The sequence below is a fragment of the Kribbella sp. NPDC004138 genome, assembly GCF_053603655.1.
This window is the reverse complement of record NZ_JBSGFZ010000007.1, coordinates 87,768-103,203: the sequence shown is the minus strand read 5'-3', so window position 1 is coordinate 103,203 and position 15,436 is coordinate 87,768. Positions and strand designations below refer to the sequence as shown.

Below are 15,436 nucleotides of genomic sequence, written 5' to 3'. Positions count from 1 at the left end.
TCGGATGGCCGGTTGCGGACGATGATTCTCAGGTGCCAACCGGCCATCTCGGGGGTTGACCCCCGAGATGGCCGGTCAGGTGGCGGGTGAGAGTCAGATGCCCAGCTTCTCGTTGAGGAGCTGGCGGACCTTGGCGGCGTCTGCTTGGCCGCGCATGTCCTTCATGACCGCGCCGATGAGGGCGCCGGCGGCGGCTGGTTTGCCGGAGTTGACCTTTTCGACGACGTCGGGGTTGGCGGCGATGGCGCGGTCGATCGCCTCCAGGAGGGCGGAGTCGTCGGAGACCAGGGCCAGGCCGCGCTTCTCGATGATCTCGGCCGGGGTGCCCTCGCCGGCGAGGAGGCCTTCGAAGACCTGGCGGGCGAGCTTGTCGTTCAGCGTGCCGTCGTCGACGAGCTTCTGGACCTCGGCGACCTCGGCGGGGCCGACGCCGAGCGCGTCGAGCTCCTGACCGGACTCGTTCGCCGAGCGGGCCAGCTCACCCAGCCACCACTTCTTCGCGGCGGCCGGCGTGACACCGAGCTCGACCGTCGCGACGATCGGCTCGAGCGCGTTGCCGTTGATGACGTCGCGCATCTCGAGGTCGGTGAAACCCCAGTCCTGCTGCAACCGCGCCCGCCGGACCGACGGCGCCTCCGGCAGCGTCCCGCGCAGCTCCTCCACCCACTCGCGCGACGGCGCGACCGGGACCAGGTCGGGCTCCGGGAAGTACCGGTAGTCATCCGCGTCGGACTTCTCCCGGCCGGACGTGGTGATGCCGGTGTCCTCGTGCCAGTGCCGGGTCTCCTGCAGGATCTTGCCGCCGGACGACAAGATCGCCGCCTGCCGGGTGATCTCGTAGGTGATCGCGCGCTCGACCGAACGGAACGAGTTCACGTTCTTGGTCTCGGTCCGCGTGCCCAGCGCAGTGGAACCGTGCGGCTTCAGCGAGACGTTCGCGTCGCAACGGAGCGAGCCCTGGTCCATCCGGACGTCCGAGACGTCCAGCGACAGCAGCAGATCGCGCAGCATGCTCACATACGCCCGGGCGACCGCAGCTGCCTTCGCCGGCGGGACCTCGATCGTCTTGGTGACGATCTCGATCAGCGGGATGCCTGCCCGGTTGTAGTCGACCAGCGAGTGCGAGGCGCCGTGGATCCGGCCGGTCGCGCCGCCGATGTGGGTGGACTTGCCGGTGTCCTCCTCCATGTGCGCGCGCTCGATCTCGATCCGGTACGTCTCGCCGTCGACGACGACCTCGGTCCAGCCGTTGAACGCGATCGGCTCGTCGTACTGCGAGGTCTGGAAGTTCTTCGGCATGTCCGGGTAGAAGTAGTTCTTCCGGGCGAACCGGCACCACTCGGCGATCTCGCAGTTCAGCGCCAGGCCGATCCTGATCGCGGACTCGACCGCCTTGGCGTTCACCACCGGCAGCGCGCCCGGCAAACCGAGGCAGACCGGGCAGGTCTGGGTGTTCGGCGGCGCGCCGAACTCGGTCGGGCAGCCGCAGAACATCTTCGACTTCGTGTTCAGCTCGACGTGGACCTCGAGGCCCATCACCGGGTCGTACTGCGCCAGCGCGTCGTCGATTTCGAGGACCTCGGCAGTCATCGGGTCACCTCCAGCTCCGGAGCCTTGGTCATCAGTACGCCGCCCCACTGCTCGGCCAGCGCGGACTCCAGCGCGGCGCCGACCGTGTAGAGCAGGTCGTCGCGCATCACCGGCGCCATCACGTGGAAACCGACCGGCAGGCCGTCCTCGTCGGCGAGGCCGCACGGGAACGACGCGGCCGCGTTACCGGCCAGGTTGGACGGGATCGTGCAGAGGTCGTTCTTGTACATCGCGATCGGGTCGTCGATCCGGTCGCCGATCGCGAACGCGGTCGTCGGCGTGGCCGGCGAGACCAGCACGTCGACCTGCTCGTAGGCGTTGGCGAAGTCGCGGGCGATCAGCGTCCGCACCTTCTGCGCCTGGCCGTAGTACGCGTCGTAGTACCCACTGGACAGGGCGTGCGTGCCGAGCATGATGCGGCGCTTCACCTCGGCGCCGAAGCCGGCCTCGCGGGTCAGGCTCATCACCTTCTCGGCGCTGTTCTCCCCGTCGTCGCCGACGCGCAGGCCGTACCGCATCGCGTCGAACTTGGCCAGGTTGGACGAGGCCTCGCTCGGCAGGATCAGGTAGTACGCCGGGAGCGCGTACTGGAAGTGCGGGCAGGAGACCTCGACCACCTCGGCGCCGAGCTTGGTGAGCAGCTCGACCGCCTCGTGGAAGCGGGCCTCGACGCCCGGCTGGTAGCCCTCGCCGCCGAGCTCCTTCACGACGCCGATCCGCAGACCGGCGACGTCACCGTTGCGCGCCGCCTCGACCACCGGCGGGACGTCCTGGTTGATCGACGTGGAGTCCATCGGGTCCCAGCCGGCGATCACCTCGTGCAGCAGAGCCGCGTCGAGGGTCGTCCGCGCACACGGGCCCGGCGTGTCCAGCGAGGAGGCCAGCGCGATCAACCCGTACCGCGAGGTGCCGCCGTACGTCGGCTTGACGCCGACCGTGCCGGTGAAGGCGCCGGGCTGCCGGATCGAGCCGCCGGTGTCGGTGCCGATCGCGAGCGGCGCCTCGTACGCCGAGACGGCCGCGGACGAACCGCCACCGGAACCACCCGGGATCCGGCCCAGGTCCCACGGGTTGTGGGTGGTGCCGTACGCCGAGTTCTCGGTGGAGGAGCCCATCGCGAACTCGTCCATGTTGGTCTTGCCAAGAATCACGATCCCGGCGTCCTTCAGCCGCTTCACGACCGTCGAGTCGTACGGCGGCTTCCAGCCCTCGAGGATCTTCGAACCGGCCGTGGTCGGCACACCCTCCTGGGTGAGCACGTCCTTCAGCGCCAGCGGCACACCGGCCAGCGGGGACAGCTGCTCACCTGCGGCGCGCTTGTCGTCGACGGCCTTCGCCTGCGCCAGCGCGCCCTCGGAGTCCACGTGCAGGAACGCGTGCACGGCGCCGTCGACGGCGGCGATCCGGTCGAGGTGGGCCTGGGTGATCTCCACCGAGCTGGCCTGCCCGGACGTCATCAGCTCCGCGAGCTCGGCCGCGGTCTTCCTGGTGAGGTCGGCCATGGTCAGTCCTCCTCCAGGATCCGCGGCACCCGGAAACGCTGCTCCTCCGCGGCCGGCGCGCCGGACAGCGCCTGCTCGGGCGTGAGGCACGGGACGTTCTCGTCCGGGCGCATCACGTTGGTCAGCGGCAGGGCGTGCGAGGTCGGCGGGATGTCGTCCGCCGCCACCTGGCTGACCTGCCCGACCAAGGTGATGATCTGGTCGAGCTGCGGCGCGAGGTGGTCGAGCTCGTCGTCGGTGAGCTCGATCCGCGCCAGTCGCGCCAGGTGCGCGACCTCTTCGCGGGTAATCGATGGCATGAACTGATCCAATGGTTCGCAGGACTTCCCGTAGCGCTTTCCGCCACGACCCAGTCATCCTAGTGGTCCGGTGTGACGGTCGCGTTTCCCCGTCCCCAGGGGTGTGGACAACGGCCGGATGAGATGGGCGGGCGTGTCCTCCCCTACCGCTCTGTAACATGGGCGGCGACAAGGCGTTACGCGCAAGGTGATCGGCTGGGAGATGATCGTTCGGTGTTCCTGCTGCGCTTGATCATCCCGGACCGACCCGGATCTCTGGGCACCGTGGCGACTGCCCTCGGTGAGGTGAACGCCGACATCCATGCGATCGAGATCGTCGAGCACCGGCGCGAGAACGGCACCGCCGTCGACGACATCGTGGTCGACCTGCCACCGGGCGTGCTCCCGGACCGGCTGGTGTCCGCCTGCAACAGCGTCCCGGACGTCGAGGTCATCTGGTTCTCGCGCTACGGCGCGGGCGGCGGCCTGCACATGGACCTGGAAGCGGTCGAGCAGATGACGTCGGCGCCCGCGGATGCGATCGACATCCTGGTCGAGCAGTCACCGGCCGTGCTGCACGCGGACTGGGCGGCGCTGCTCGACGGCACCGGCAGCGAGGTGAAGGTCGCGCTGGAGACCAGCGCGACGCCGGAGTTCGGCGACGTGGCCGGCCGCTGGCTCCCGATGGAGAAAGCGACCACGCTGGAGGCGCCGGACCACAAGGGCCTCTCGGAGTCGGTCCTGGTCGCCGCGCCGCTGGAGTCCGACCGCCGGATTCTGGTGATCGGCCGTCGCGGCGGCCCCGAGTTCCTGGGCTCCGAGGTCGCCCGCCTGTCCTACCTGGCCTCCCTGGCCGTCACCATCCGCGCCACCGCCTGACCGCGCGCACCAGACCCCGTACGAGCCCATCGGTCGAGGGGATAACCGCTCGGGTGCTGGTGCGTCCGCGGGCGTGCTGGGAAGGCGAAAGCCCCGCTCGACGGATCGAGCGGGGCTCGGCTGTGGTTCAGGTGAACTGGAAGTAGGCGAGGGCCCAGAGGCCGGCGATCACCAGCAGGACGATGAGCCCGACCAGGCTGACGATCAGGATCGCCTGGCTGTTGCTGCCGTTCCGGTCCGGGAGGTCGAACTGGGTGGGGCCCCAGGGCCCCCCGCCGTCGACGCGCTGGACGGCCTCGGGCGGTGGCTGGGCCACCGTCCGCGACTCCCGCTTCTCCCGGGGGAACTTCAATCCGTCCTCCGTGCTGCTCAGGCGTAGAACGACTCGTACGAGATCGAGACCTGCTGCGACGTGTAGCTGGCCGAGCTGTTCCCGCTGATCTCGACCTTCCACCCGCCGACATAGGCAGCGTACGACTTTCCGTCGTTGTGTGCGTCGACGTACGACTTCACGGCCTCGATGTTGCCGCCCTTGAGGGCGCCGAACGCGTCGCCGAGTGCGGCCGGCAGCGCCTTCTTCGCGTCCGCCGCCTCACCGGAGGCGCTGACCTCGATGTCCTTGATGCCCTTGCCGCTGCTGGCGTAGAAGAAGACCCGCTGGTAGCCGTACTTGCCGACGTCCTTCTTGCAGGAGGTCGTGCAGACGTAGCCCTTGGCCTTCAGCGCCGCGACCAGCTGCGCCTGGGTGGTGTCGAAGGTCTGGTCCGGCAGGTCCATCGAGTCCTCGCCGGACTTGTGACCGGACACCCGCACGCTCTGACCCTGGTTGCTGAGCTGGAACTCGCCCCAGGTGGTGCCGACCTCGTCGGAACGCTGACCGGTCTTCACCGAGTCCTGGATCTTCTTGACCTGGTCGGCACCGAAGGTGTCGTTGCCGAGCGCCTGCAGCAGCTGGTCGAAGGAGACCTGCGCGTTGTTGAAGTTGTCGTCGTCCTGGGCCTGCAGCCGGACCGCGATGATGGTGCCGTCGGGCGAGAACTGGAAGATCGCCTCGGACTCCTTGCGGCCGTCCTGCTTGAAGCAGCCGCGGTGCGCGCCCTGACCGGTGTTGAACAGGTCGCTGCAGCCGAAGCCGAGGCCCTGCAGCTTCTCGGTCGCGGCCTTGGCCTGGCCGGCCGCGTTGCCGAGCTCGCCGTTCTGGCCGGGTCCGCCCGATGTCGACGGGGAGCCGGTCGGGTTCGGGGTGCCGTTGCCGGTCGGCTCCGAGGTGGTCGTGGGCTGCGTCGTGGGCTCGTCGTCACCGCCGAACGCACGGATCCCGAGGAACACCAGCAGGCCGATCACCACGAGGCCGACCACGCCGCCGCCGATCAGCAGCGGGAGCTTCTCCTTGCCGATGCCACCCGGGCCCTTGGAGCCCGGACCGCCCGGCTGCCACTGCTGGCCCGGACCGCTCTGCTGCTGGTGCCACCCGCCTTGCTGCTGCTGGCGCTGGCCCCACGACTGCTGCTGGTAGGCGCCGCCCTGCTGCTGCGGCGGCTGACCCCAACCGCCCGCCGGCGGCTGACCGTACTGACTGGGCTGCCCCTGACCAGGCTGCTGGCCCCAACCACCCTGCTGCGGCGGCTGGTCCTGCTGCGGCTGGCCTTGCTGCGGCTGACCCTGCTGGGGCTGCTGCGGAGGCTGGCCCCAGCCACCACTCTGGCCCGGAGGCTGTTGTCCCCAGCCGCCCTGCTGCGGCGGCTGGCCACCCTGTCCCCCGTGCTGCCCGCCTGGCTGGCCCCCCGGCTGCCCAGGACCCCACGGTCCCTGCGGCGGCGTCGTCATATTTGCTCCTTCTGACCCAGTGTCGACGTGCAAAGTTAACAGTCGGACGGATCAGAGCCGTCACTGGATCCATCCGGTTCGCAGTCTGGCGAAATCGTTACGACTCGTCCGCCGCGGGCGTGGTCGCCACCGCGGCGGCGGCGTCCGCGCCGTCCTCGAGCAGCACCCGGAAGCCGGCGGCATCCAGGATCGGTACGCCGAGTTGCACGGCCTTGTCGTACTTCGATCCGGGCGACTCGCCGACGACCACGAACGAGGTCTTCTTCGACACCGAGCCGGCGACCTTCCCGCCGCGCCCGACGATCGCCTCGGTCGCTTCGTCGCGGCTGAACCCCTCGACGGTCCCGGTCACGACGACCGACTGCCCGGTCAGTGTCTGCGGCAACGCCGGCCCGGTGCGCTCCTCGCGCATGACGACGCCGGAAGCCTGCCATTTGTCCACGATCGCCTGGTGCCACGGCACCTGGAACCACTCGATCATCGCCTGCGCGATGGTCGGCCCGACGCCCTCGATCTCGGCCAGCTGCTGCTCGCTCGCGGCCCGGACGTCGTCGATGTTGTCGAACACCTCGGTGAGCGCCGCGGCGGCGGTCGGCCCGACGTGCCGGATCGACAGCGCCACCATCGCCCGGGACAGCGGCTTGGTCTTCGCCTCCTCGAGGTTCGCCACCAGCTTGCGAGCGTTCGCCGACAGCGCCCCGGCCTTGGTGGTGAAGAACGCGCTCTCGGCCAGCTTCTCCTCGGTGAGCGCGAACAGGTCGCCCTCGTCGGCGATCAGCCCGTCGCGGATCAGCGCGTCGGCCGCCTTGAACCCGAGCCCCTCGATGTCGAACGCGGACCGCCCGGCCAGGTAGAACAGCCGCTCGCGTAGCTGACCCTGGCAGTACTGCGAGTTCGGGCAGCGGATGTCGACGTCGGACTCCTTGGCGGGCGCCAGCACCGTGTCGCACCACGGGCACCGGGTCGGCATCTCCCAGGCCGGCAGGCCGTCGGGGCGCAGGTCGACGACCGGTCCGAGGACCTCGGGGATCACGTCGCCGGCCTTCCGCAGGACGACGGTGTCGCCCGGCCGGACGTCCTTGCGGGCGACCTCCTTGGCGTTGTGGAGCGTCGCGTACTCGACCGTGGACCCGGCCACCCGGACGGGCTCCATGTGCGCGAACGGGGTGACCCGGCCGGTGCGGCCGACGTTCACCTCGATCTCGATCAGCTTGGTGTTGACCTCTTCCGGCGGGTACTTGTACGCGATCGCCCAGCGCGGCGCACTCGAGGTCGACCCGAGGGCGCGCTGCAGATCGACCTCGTCGACCTTCACCACGACGCCGTCGATCTCGTGGTCGACCGAGTGCCGGTTCTCGCCGTAGTACGCGATGAACTCGTTGACCTCGTCGAGCGTGCCGACCCGGCGGGCGCGGTCGCTGACCGGCAGGCCCCACTCCTTCAGCTGGTCGTACGCCTCGGAGAGCCGGCCGATGTGGTGGCCCTCGACCTTGCCGAGGCCGTGCACGACGAATCGGAGCGGCCGGCCGGCCGAGACCCGCGGGTCCTTCTGGCGCAGCGACCCGGCCGCGCTGTTGCGCGGGTTGGAGAACACGTCCTTGCCGGCCTCGACGAGCTGCGCGTTCAGCTCCTCGAAGTCCTCGACCCGGAAGTAGACCTCGCCGCGGACCTCCAGGAAGGCCGGCAGCTCGTCGCCGCGCAGCTGCTCCGGGATGCTCTTGATCGTGCGGACGTTCGGCGTGACGTCCTCGCCGATGCGGCCGTCACCGCGGGTGGCGCCGCTGACCAGCTTGCCGTTCTCGTACACGAGGTCCAGGGCGAGGCCGTCCACCTTGAGCTCGCAGAGGAACCCGCTGTCGGTGATCTGCTGGACCGTGACCTCGCGCTCCAGCCGCTTCGCCCAGGCCTCCATCTGCTCGGCGGAGAAGGCGTTGCCGAGGCTTTCCATCCGCATCGGGTGCTGGACCGGGGTGAACAGCGTCGAGATCGGCACGCCGACCTTCTGGGTGGGCGAGTCCGGTGTCCGGAGCTCCGGGTACTCCTCCTCGATGCCCTGCAGCTCGTGCATCAGCGCGTCGAAGTCGGCGTCCGAGATGATGGCGCTGGCCAGGTAGTACCGCGCCCGGTGGTCCTCGATCTCCTTGCTCAGGTCCGCATGCCGCGTCCGCACATCCGCCGGAGCCCCGCCGTTGTCGCTCATGAAGAGAACTTACAACTGCCCACCGACGTTTCGTGGTCACGCCGCCTCCGGCGGCGGGTGTGGAGGCGGGGCCTCACGGACAGGTCCGGCTCATTCGTCGGCGGCTTCTCCGACCACGTCGGCGATGTCGCGGAGAAGTTTCAGGCGCGCCCTGGCGTCGGCCGGTGACGGAGCGGCTGCGAGCCCGCAGGCCGGCGTGATGACGACCTGCTTCAGCAACTGCGGGTCGAGGCCGAGCTCACGCCAGCGGCGTACGAGCGGCTCGGCCGCCCGTTCCGCCTTGGGCAGGGCGCCCGTGGTGGGTACGACGCCCGCGTAGATGCTCGTGCCGGCTTCGGCTGCGACGGCGATCTGATCCCAGGCCGGGGTGTTGAGCAGTGCCGTGTCCACGGCGACCCCGCTCGCGCCTGCCTTGGTGAAGACCTCGATCGGCGGCCGGGCCGCGCAGCAGTGAACGACGGTCGGGCCGCCGGTGGTGAAGAGGCTGAGCAGCTCCACGGCACCAGGGCCGTCGACCGAGCGGTGCTTGCTCCAACCGGAGGCCGTCGGAACCGCCCCGGCCAGTACGGCGGGGAGCCCGGGCTCGTCCACCTGCAACACGACCTCGGCGCCCGGAACCCGCTTCCGTACCTCAGCCACGTGCTGCTGCACACCATCTGCCAGCGCCTGCGCCAGGTCCCGCCGCGCACCGTGGTCCGCCAGCACCTTGTCGCCGCGCGGCCGCTCGATCGCAGCCGCCAGGGTCCACGGGCCGGTGACCTGTACCTTCAGCCGGCCCTCATACCCGTCGCCGTACTCCTCCAGCACGTCCAGGTCTTCCTGCAGCAGCGCCCGCGCCCGCCGCTGATCCAGACTGGCCCGCGCGTCCCCGCCACCGGTCAGCCGCCACCCCACCGGCTGCAGGTCCGCGGCCAGCTCCGTCAGCACGGCGACGGTCCGGCTCAGCATGTCGCCGTACGGGCGCGCCGGGAGCTCTGGCAGGAACGGGAGGTCGACCAGCTCGAGTACTGCGCGCATCCACTCGCGGATGTCGTCGCCGGGGACGGAGCCCAGGCCTGTCGTCGTCATACGCCGGCGGTGGCGCGCTGGACCGAGTCGATCGTCGCGGAGCCGATGACACGTGTGCCGTCGTACAGCACAACCGCCTGCCCAGGGGCGACAGCGGACGTGGGCTCCTTGAAGGAGACCTGCACTCGATCGTCCAGAACTGTTGCTGTCACTGCCACCTCTTCGCCGTGTGCGCGGAGCTGGGCCGTGGCGTGGAGCTCCGCGGCCGGCGGCGGGCCGCACCAGCGGGGCTTGGAGGCGGTCAGCTCCGACACGGCCAGCTCCTCGCGGGAGCCGACGGTGACAGTGCGGTCGACGGGGCTGATGTCCAGCACGAAGCGCGGCTTGCCGTCCGCGGCCGGCGTCCCGATCCGCAGGCCCTTGCGCTGGCCGATGGTGAAGCCGTGGGTGCCCTGGTGCTCGCCGAGCTTGTTGCCCTGCGCATCGACGATGTCGCCCGGCGCCTCGCCGAGCTGCGCGCCGAGGAAGCCCGCGGTGTCGCCGTCGGCGATGAAGCAGATGTCGTGGCTGTCCGGCTTGGCCGCCACCGACAGCCCCCGCCGCTCGGCCTCCTCGCGGACCTCGGTCTTGACCGTGTCGCCGAGCGGGAAGAACGCGTGCGCCAGCTGCTGCTGGGTCAGGACGCCGAGCACGTACGACTGGTCCTTGGCCGGGTCCACCGCGCGGTGCAGCTCACGCCCGGACGCCGTATCCACGATCCGCGCGTAGTGCCCGGTCGCGACCGCGTCGAAGCCGAGCGCGAGGGCCCGCTCCAGAACGGCGCTGAACTTGACCTTCTCGTTGCAGCGCAGGCACGGGTTCGGCGTCCGGCCGGCGGCGTACTCGCTGACGAAGTCCTCGACCACGTCGGCGTGGAACCGCTCGGCCAGGTCCCACACGTAGAACGGGATGCCGATCACGTCGGCGGCCCGGCGCGCGTCGCGGGAGTCCTCGATCGTGCAGCACCCGCGGGCGCCGCTGCGGTACGACTGCGGGTTGCGGCTGAGCGCCAGGTGCACTCCGGTCACGTCGTGCCCGGCCTCGGCCATCCGCGCGGCCGCGACGGCGGAGTCCACTCCGCCCGACATGGCTGCGAGTACCCGCATCAGGTGTTCCTTCCCACGTTCTGCAGGCCGGCGGACTTCGCCCGCTCCACGACCGGCCCGATGGAGTCCAGTACGGCGTCGATGTCGGCGCGCGTACTCGTGTGCCCGAGGGTGAACCGGAGCGAGCCGCGGGCCCGCTGGTCGTCGTACCCCATCGCCAGCAGCACGTGGCTCGGCTCGGCGACCCCGGCGTTGCACGCGGATCCGGTCGAGACCTCGATGCCGCGTGCGTCGAGCAGCAGCAACAGCGAGTCGCCCTCGCAGTCGCTGAAGGACAAGTGTGCGTTACCGGGCAAACGGTTCACGGGGTCCCCCGACAGCAGCGCCCCCTCGACCGTGCCGGTGATGCCGGCGATCAGGGTGTCCCGCAGCTCGGCCAGCCGGAGCGCCTCGTCGGCCTGGTGCTTGACCGCGTCCTCGGCCGCGACCGCGAACCCGGCGGTCGCCGGTACGTCGAGGGTGCCGGACCGGACGTCGCGCTCCTGGCCGCCGCCGTGCAGGATCGGCGTCAGCTGCGTCTCCTTGTGGACGACGAGCGCCCCGATCCCGTACGGCCCGCCGAGCTTGTGCGCGGACACCGTCATCGCGTCGACGCCGAGCTCGCCGAAGTCCACCGGCAGCTGCCCGATCGCCTGCACGGCGTCGGTGTGCACGGGCACGCCGTACTCCTGCGCGATCGCGGCGACCTCGGCCACCGGCTGCAGCGTGCCGACCTCGTTGTTGGCCATCATCAGCGTGACGAACGACACCGACTCCGGGTCGCGCTCGATCGCCCGCCGGACGTCGTCCGGACCCACCCGGCCGAGCTCGTCGACGGGGAGCCACTCGATCTCGGCGTGCTCGTGCCGGCCGAGCCACACCGCCGGGTCGAGCACCGCGTGGTGCTCGATACCGCTCAGCAGGATCCGGCGCCGGCGCGGGTCGGCGGCCAGCCGGGACCACCACAGGCCCTTGAGCGCGAGGTTGTCCGCCTCGGTGCCGCCGGAGGTGAACACGATCTCGCTCGGCTGGGCCCCGAGCGAGGCGGCGAGCGACTCGCGCGCTTCCTCGACCGTCCGCCGCGCGCACCGGCCGGAGCCGTGCAGTGACGAAGCGTTACCGGTCCGGGCGAGGTGCTGCGTCATCGCCTCGATCGCGGCCGGGAGCATGGGAGTCGTCGCCGCGTGGTCCAGGTACACCGTGCGGCGGTCGGGAGGAGTCATAACAGTTTCAAGGGTATGTCCGGCACGGCTGTTCCCGCTCCTCGGGAGTCAGCGCGCGAGTTCCAGCGTGTGCCGCTGCTCGAAGGACGCACCGATCTGCCCGAACATCCCGGCCGCCTCCGCCAGCGCGGCACGGTCCCCGGCCAAGCGGGCCCGGGCCCTGCGCAGGACCGCGTCCGCCCAGGCGTTCTCGCTCGCCGCCCGGTCGAGGTACTGCGCCGCGCCGGGATCGCCGGACACGACGGCGAGCTCCGCGCCGGCGGCATGCGCGTACGGGATCCACCACGGCTCGGGAAACGGCTCGAAGGCGCGCCGGACCACCGCCGCCGCTCCCGTGACCGCAGCACCGGTGTCGTGGCAGTGGACGAGCAGCCGGGCCTCCACGAAGGCGGCCGGCGCGGCCAGGCCGGGATCGTCGGCCGGGTCGGTGACCCGCGCGATCTCGAGGGCGCGGGCCTGCCACACCGTCTCCTGACCGGTGCCGAGCAGCCCGTGGGCCAGCGCGGCCGCCGCGGCGGCCGAGGCCATCCAGACCCGCGGCGGGCAGCCGGCGGCCCGCCAGCCGTTCCACATCACGTCAGCAGCGGCCACGGCCTCGTCGAACATCCCGCTGAGCGCATAGGCACGAACCTTGCGCGGGGCGGTGATGTACGGGTGCCCGTGCACCGGGTCGTCCGTCAGCCGCGCCAGCCGGACCGCCTCGACGAGATCGCCGACCGCGACCGCCGACGTCGAGGCGGAGTGGAACGCGTCGACGATCTCGGCAACAGCCCGCGGCTCGTGATCGGGCAGCGTGGCCGCGAGGGCGAGCCGCTCCCTCGCGACCGCGTCCGCGTCGTGGAGCCGCCCGGCGGCCGCGACCGCGATGCCGTAGGCGTCCAGCGCGCTCAGCAGGTCCAGCGGGTGGTTCCCCTGCCGGGCCGCGCGGACGGCGGCCTCGGACGACGCCAGATCGAATCGGTCGATCCAGGCCCGCGCGACTTGGAGCGGCACGCTGACCACATCGTCTCCGCCGGTGTCGGGCAGCAGTCCGGCGCCACGGTCGTCCGGCAGCCTGGCGGGGTCAGTCATCTCGTAGCGGTTCAGAATCGTGACGGCGTACCCGAGAGCGTCCGGGTTCCCGTCGGCGCCCGCCCGCATCATCAACCGGTACGCGTGTTCGCCGTCTGCGACCACCATCGCGGCATCGGCGGCGTCGCGCAGATCGTCGTACAACTCGGCGTCGGTACCTGCGTTGTCCGCGGCGGCCAGGTAGTGCTCCCGCGCCTCCAGGAAACGTCGCCGGGCGAAGGTCAGGTGGGCGAGGGTGCGAGCAAGCGGCCGTACGTCGCCCCGCGCCGCGCGCAGGTCCGGCGCCAACAGGTCGAACTCCTGTTGCCAGTCCTCCCCTGCCTCCAGTTGCTGCTCGAGCCTGGTCGCCACCGCGGCGGCCCATGCCACGTGCAGCGCGGCGACCTCGTCGTGCTCGTCCCTCAGCTGTTCCAGGGCGAAGACGCGCACTGTCTCGAGCATCCGCCAGCGACTCGTCCCTGCGTACAGGCTGCGGTGCAAGAGGCTCTTGTCAGTCAGCCGGCCGAGGAGGTCGCTCAGCTCGCTCTTCGTGCTGTCCGGCGACACACCGGCGGCCCCAGCGAGGTCGAAGCCCCCGACGAAGACCCCGAGTCGCCGGAACAACCTGCGCTCGTCCTCAGCGAGCAGGTCGTAGCTCCAGCCGATCACGTGGGCCAGCGAGTTATGTCGCTCGTCAGGCCCACGCCCTCCGGAGAGCAGCCGCAGCCGGTCGTCGAGCGCTGCCAGCAACCCGTCCGGCCCCAGCGAGCCCGCACGGGCCGCAGCCAGCTCAATCGCCAGCGGTACGCCGTCCAGCTCGGCGCACACCTTGCGCGCGAGCTGACTGTCGTCAGCCAGCTCAGGCGCGACCAGAGCGGCCCTGTCCCGGAACAACTGCTCCGCTTCGGTTCCCAGCATCAGCGGACCGAGCTGTACCGGCCGCTCGCCCGCTACGCCGAGACGCTCGCGGCTGGTCACAAGTACGGCGGTCTCGGTCGCCTCAGTGAGGATGCGGGCGACCAAGCCGGCTGCGTCGTCCAGCAGGTGCTCACAGTTGTCCAGGACCAGCAGGGTGCGCCCGCGCTTCAGCCGCTCGAGTACTGCGTCAGTGAGGGTCTGCGGTGGTTGCTCGGTGGCCTGCAGCGCCTCGGCGACCGCCGCGACGACGAAGCCGGGCCGTACGGGGACCAGGTCAACCACGGCACCGCCGTGCGGGTACCTGTCGGCGACCTCTGCGGCGACTTGGAGCGCAAGGCGGGTCTTGCCGACACCACCCGGGCCGAGCAGGCTGACGAGACGGTTGCTGCCCAGTGCTCTGATCAGCTCCGCGCGGTCGTGTTCGCGGCCGACGAACGTCGTCCCCGGACCGGTCGGTGTGCTGAAGCCCTCCGGTTGCGCGTCGGCCAGGGCGGCGAGCTCGTGGCGGTCCGCGACGCCGTACTTGCGCAGCAGCGAGGAGATGTGGCTCTCGACGGTCCGGACGCTGATCTGCAGCCGCCGGGCGATCTGGGCGTTCGAACGGTCACCCGCGAGCGCGGCGAGCACCTCGGCCTCCCGCGCCGACACGTCCTTCGGACCAGCCATTGGCCCATCATGCGGGATCCGTGGTCCTTCCGTGGCCGGTACGGACGACTTTCCGTACCGCCCGCGCCGATGGTGGAACGACAACCTCGGACGTCAGGAGAAGACCATGGGACGAGTACTGCTGGACATCACGATGTCGCTGGACGGCTTCGTCACCGGGCCGGGCGCGGACCTCACGCACGGTCTCGGGATCGGCGGCGAGCCGCTGCACGACTGGATCACCGGCGAGCAGACGGACGCGGACCGGGAAGCGTTCGAGCGCACCTCCACGGGCATCGGCGCCGTCCTGATGGGCCGCCGGACGTTCGACCTGATCGACGGTCCGCAGGGCTGGAGCGCCGACGGGTTCAGCGGCGAGCGGCCGGCGATCTTCGTGGTGACGTCGAACCCGCCGAGCCGGGTCCGGCTGGACGGCTGGTTCGAGTTCGTACCGGACGGGATCCGGCCCGCGCTGAAGCTGGCCCGCGACGCGGCGTGTGCGCAGGACGTGATGATCATGGGCGGCGGGCACCTGTGCCGGCAGTACCTGTACGCCGGGCTGGTGGACGAGCTGCGCGTCCACGTCGCGCCGATCGTGCTCGGCGACGGTACGCCGCTGTTCGAGCGCACCACGCTGGCGCCGATCCGGCTGGTGCCCCGCGAGAGCACGAGAACGCCGAACGCGACCCACCTGACGTACGACGTGGAGAAGCCATGACCCAGGAGATCCTCGACCGGCGTGCGGCGGCGGTCGTCGAAGCGAACAAGTACCTGGTCCTCGGGACGGTCGGCGCCGACGGCCTGCCCTGGGTGACGCCGGTCTACTTCACCCCCGACGAGCACGGCGCGTTCTACTGGGTGTCGTCACCGGACGCGCTGCACTCGCGCAACGTGGCCGAGCGGCCGGACGTCAGCATCGCGATCTTCGACTCGAGCGTCCCGATCGGCGGCGCGTCGGCGGTGTACTTCCGCGCCCGGGCCACACAGGTGCCGGACGACGAACTGGAGCGGTGCGTGGCGCTCTACGCTGCCCGCTACCCGGAGCTGCGCGCGTATTCCGTCGACGAACTGCACGACGACATCCGGCTCTATCGCGCCCGCCCGACCGAGCACTGGATCCTGGTCACCGGCGGCGACCCGCAGTACGGCACGGGCATCGACTCGCGGCGGCCGGTCTGGCTGTGATGACCCG

Annotated in this window: 13 protein-coding genes; 3 read left to right on the top strand and 10 right to left on the bottom strand. The window is 70.9% G+C overall.

Features of this window, described 5'->3' with window-relative positions; translation table 11 throughout:
• Positions 1–93: 93 nt before the first annotated feature.
• The 3 genes from gatB to gatC are packed head-to-tail and all read right to left on the bottom strand — an operon-like array spanning position 94 to position 3,391.
• A complete protein-coding gene (gatB, locus tag ACWEOO_RS11685; RefSeq protein WP_359930384.1) occupies positions 94–1,590 on the bottom strand; it encodes an Asp-tRNA(Asn)/Glu-tRNA(Gln) amidotransferase subunit GatB in 1,497 nt (498 codons plus the stop codon).
• The gene (gatA, locus tag ACWEOO_RS11680; RefSeq protein WP_452142902.1) at positions 1,587–3,092 is read right to left on the bottom strand and encodes an Asp-tRNA(Asn)/Glu-tRNA(Gln) amidotransferase subunit GatA; all 1,506 of its coding nucleotides are present in this window, start codon (positions 3,090–3,092) and stop codon (positions 1,587–1,589) included. The genes gatB and gatA overlap by 4 nt, the downstream gene beginning before the upstream one ends.
• Before the next feature lie 2 nt (positions 3,093–3,094).
• Positions 3,095–3,391: an Asp-tRNA(Asn)/Glu-tRNA(Gln) amidotransferase subunit GatC gene (gene gatC / locus ACWEOO_RS11675; RefSeq protein ID WP_350274544.1), complete on the bottom strand. Its 297-nt coding sequence runs from the start codon at positions 3,389–3,391 to the stop codon at positions 3,095–3,097.
• 213 nt (positions 3,392–3,604) lie between these two features.
• Between gatC and ACWEOO_RS11670 the strand changes: the two genes are divergently transcribed.
• Positions 3,605–4,249 (top strand): ACT domain-containing protein, encoded by a 645-nt coding sequence (locus ACWEOO_RS11670; protein WP_452142901.1) that lies wholly within the window; start codon positions 3,605–3,607, stop codon positions 4,247–4,249.
• 127 nt (positions 4,250–4,376) lie between these two features.
• Here ACWEOO_RS11670 and ACWEOO_RS11665 read toward each other — a convergent pair whose 3' ends face one another.
• The 7 genes from ACWEOO_RS11665 to ACWEOO_RS11635 all read right to left on the bottom strand — a co-directional run bounded on the left by ACWEOO_RS11665 (position 4,377) and on the right by ACWEOO_RS11635 (position 14,265).
• Positions 4,377–4,601 carry a hypothetical protein gene (locus ACWEOO_RS11665; protein ID WP_359930374.1) on the bottom strand — a complete coding sequence of 75 codons (225 nt, stop codon included), beginning with the start codon at positions 4,599–4,601 and terminating at the stop codon, positions 4,377–4,379.
• Positions 4,602–4,618: 17 nt separating this feature from the next.
• Entirely contained in the window at positions 4,619–6,076 is a 1,458-nt protein-coding gene (locus ACWEOO_RS11660) for a hypothetical protein (protein WP_452142900.1), read from the bottom strand.
• 97 nt (positions 6,077–6,173) lie between these two features.
• Positions 6,174–8,276, bottom strand: a complete 2,103-nt coding sequence (gene ligA, locus ACWEOO_RS11655) for an NAD-dependent DNA ligase LigA (RefSeq protein ID WP_452142899.1) — start codon at positions 8,274–8,276, stop codon at positions 6,174–6,176.
• Between the two features lie 90 nt (positions 8,277–8,366).
• Positions 8,367–9,344 (bottom strand): methionine synthase vitamin-B12 independent, encoded by a 978-nt coding sequence (locus tag ACWEOO_RS11650; RefSeq protein ID WP_452142898.1) that lies wholly within the window; start codon positions 9,342–9,344, stop codon positions 8,367–8,369.
• Positions 9,341–10,429: a tRNA 2-thiouridine(34) synthase MnmA gene (mnmA, locus tag ACWEOO_RS11645; protein ID WP_363714980.1), complete on the bottom strand. Its 1,089-nt coding sequence runs from the start codon at positions 10,427–10,429 to the stop codon at positions 9,341–9,343. The genes ACWEOO_RS11650 and mnmA overlap by 4 nt, the downstream gene beginning before the upstream one ends.
• Positions 10,429–11,631, bottom strand: coding sequence for a cysteine desulfurase family protein (locus tag ACWEOO_RS11640; RefSeq protein WP_452142897.1), 1,203 nt, complete (start codon positions 11,629–11,631; stop codon positions 10,429–10,431). The genes mnmA and ACWEOO_RS11640 overlap by 1 nt, the downstream gene beginning before the upstream one ends.
• A 48-nt stretch (positions 11,632–11,679) precedes the next feature.
• Positions 11,680–14,265, bottom strand: coding sequence for an ATP-binding protein (locus tag ACWEOO_RS11635; RefSeq protein ID WP_452142896.1), 2,586 nt, complete (start codon positions 14,263–14,265; stop codon positions 11,680–11,682).
• 106 nt (positions 14,266–14,371) lie between these two features.
• Between ACWEOO_RS11635 and ACWEOO_RS11630 the strand changes: the two genes are divergently transcribed.
• Both ACWEOO_RS11630 and ACWEOO_RS11625 read left to right on the top strand, forming a co-directional pair.
• Positions 14,372–14,962 carry a dihydrofolate reductase family protein gene (locus ACWEOO_RS11630; protein WP_452142895.1) on the top strand — a complete coding sequence of 197 codons (591 nt, stop codon included), beginning with the start codon at positions 14,372–14,374 and terminating at the stop codon, positions 14,960–14,962.
• Entirely contained in the window at positions 14,959–15,429 is a 471-nt protein-coding gene (locus ACWEOO_RS11625) for a pyridoxamine 5'-phosphate oxidase family protein (protein WP_452142894.1), read from the top strand. The genes ACWEOO_RS11630 and ACWEOO_RS11625 overlap by 4 nt, the downstream gene beginning before the upstream one ends.
• Positions 15,430–15,436 lie beyond the last annotated feature (7 nt).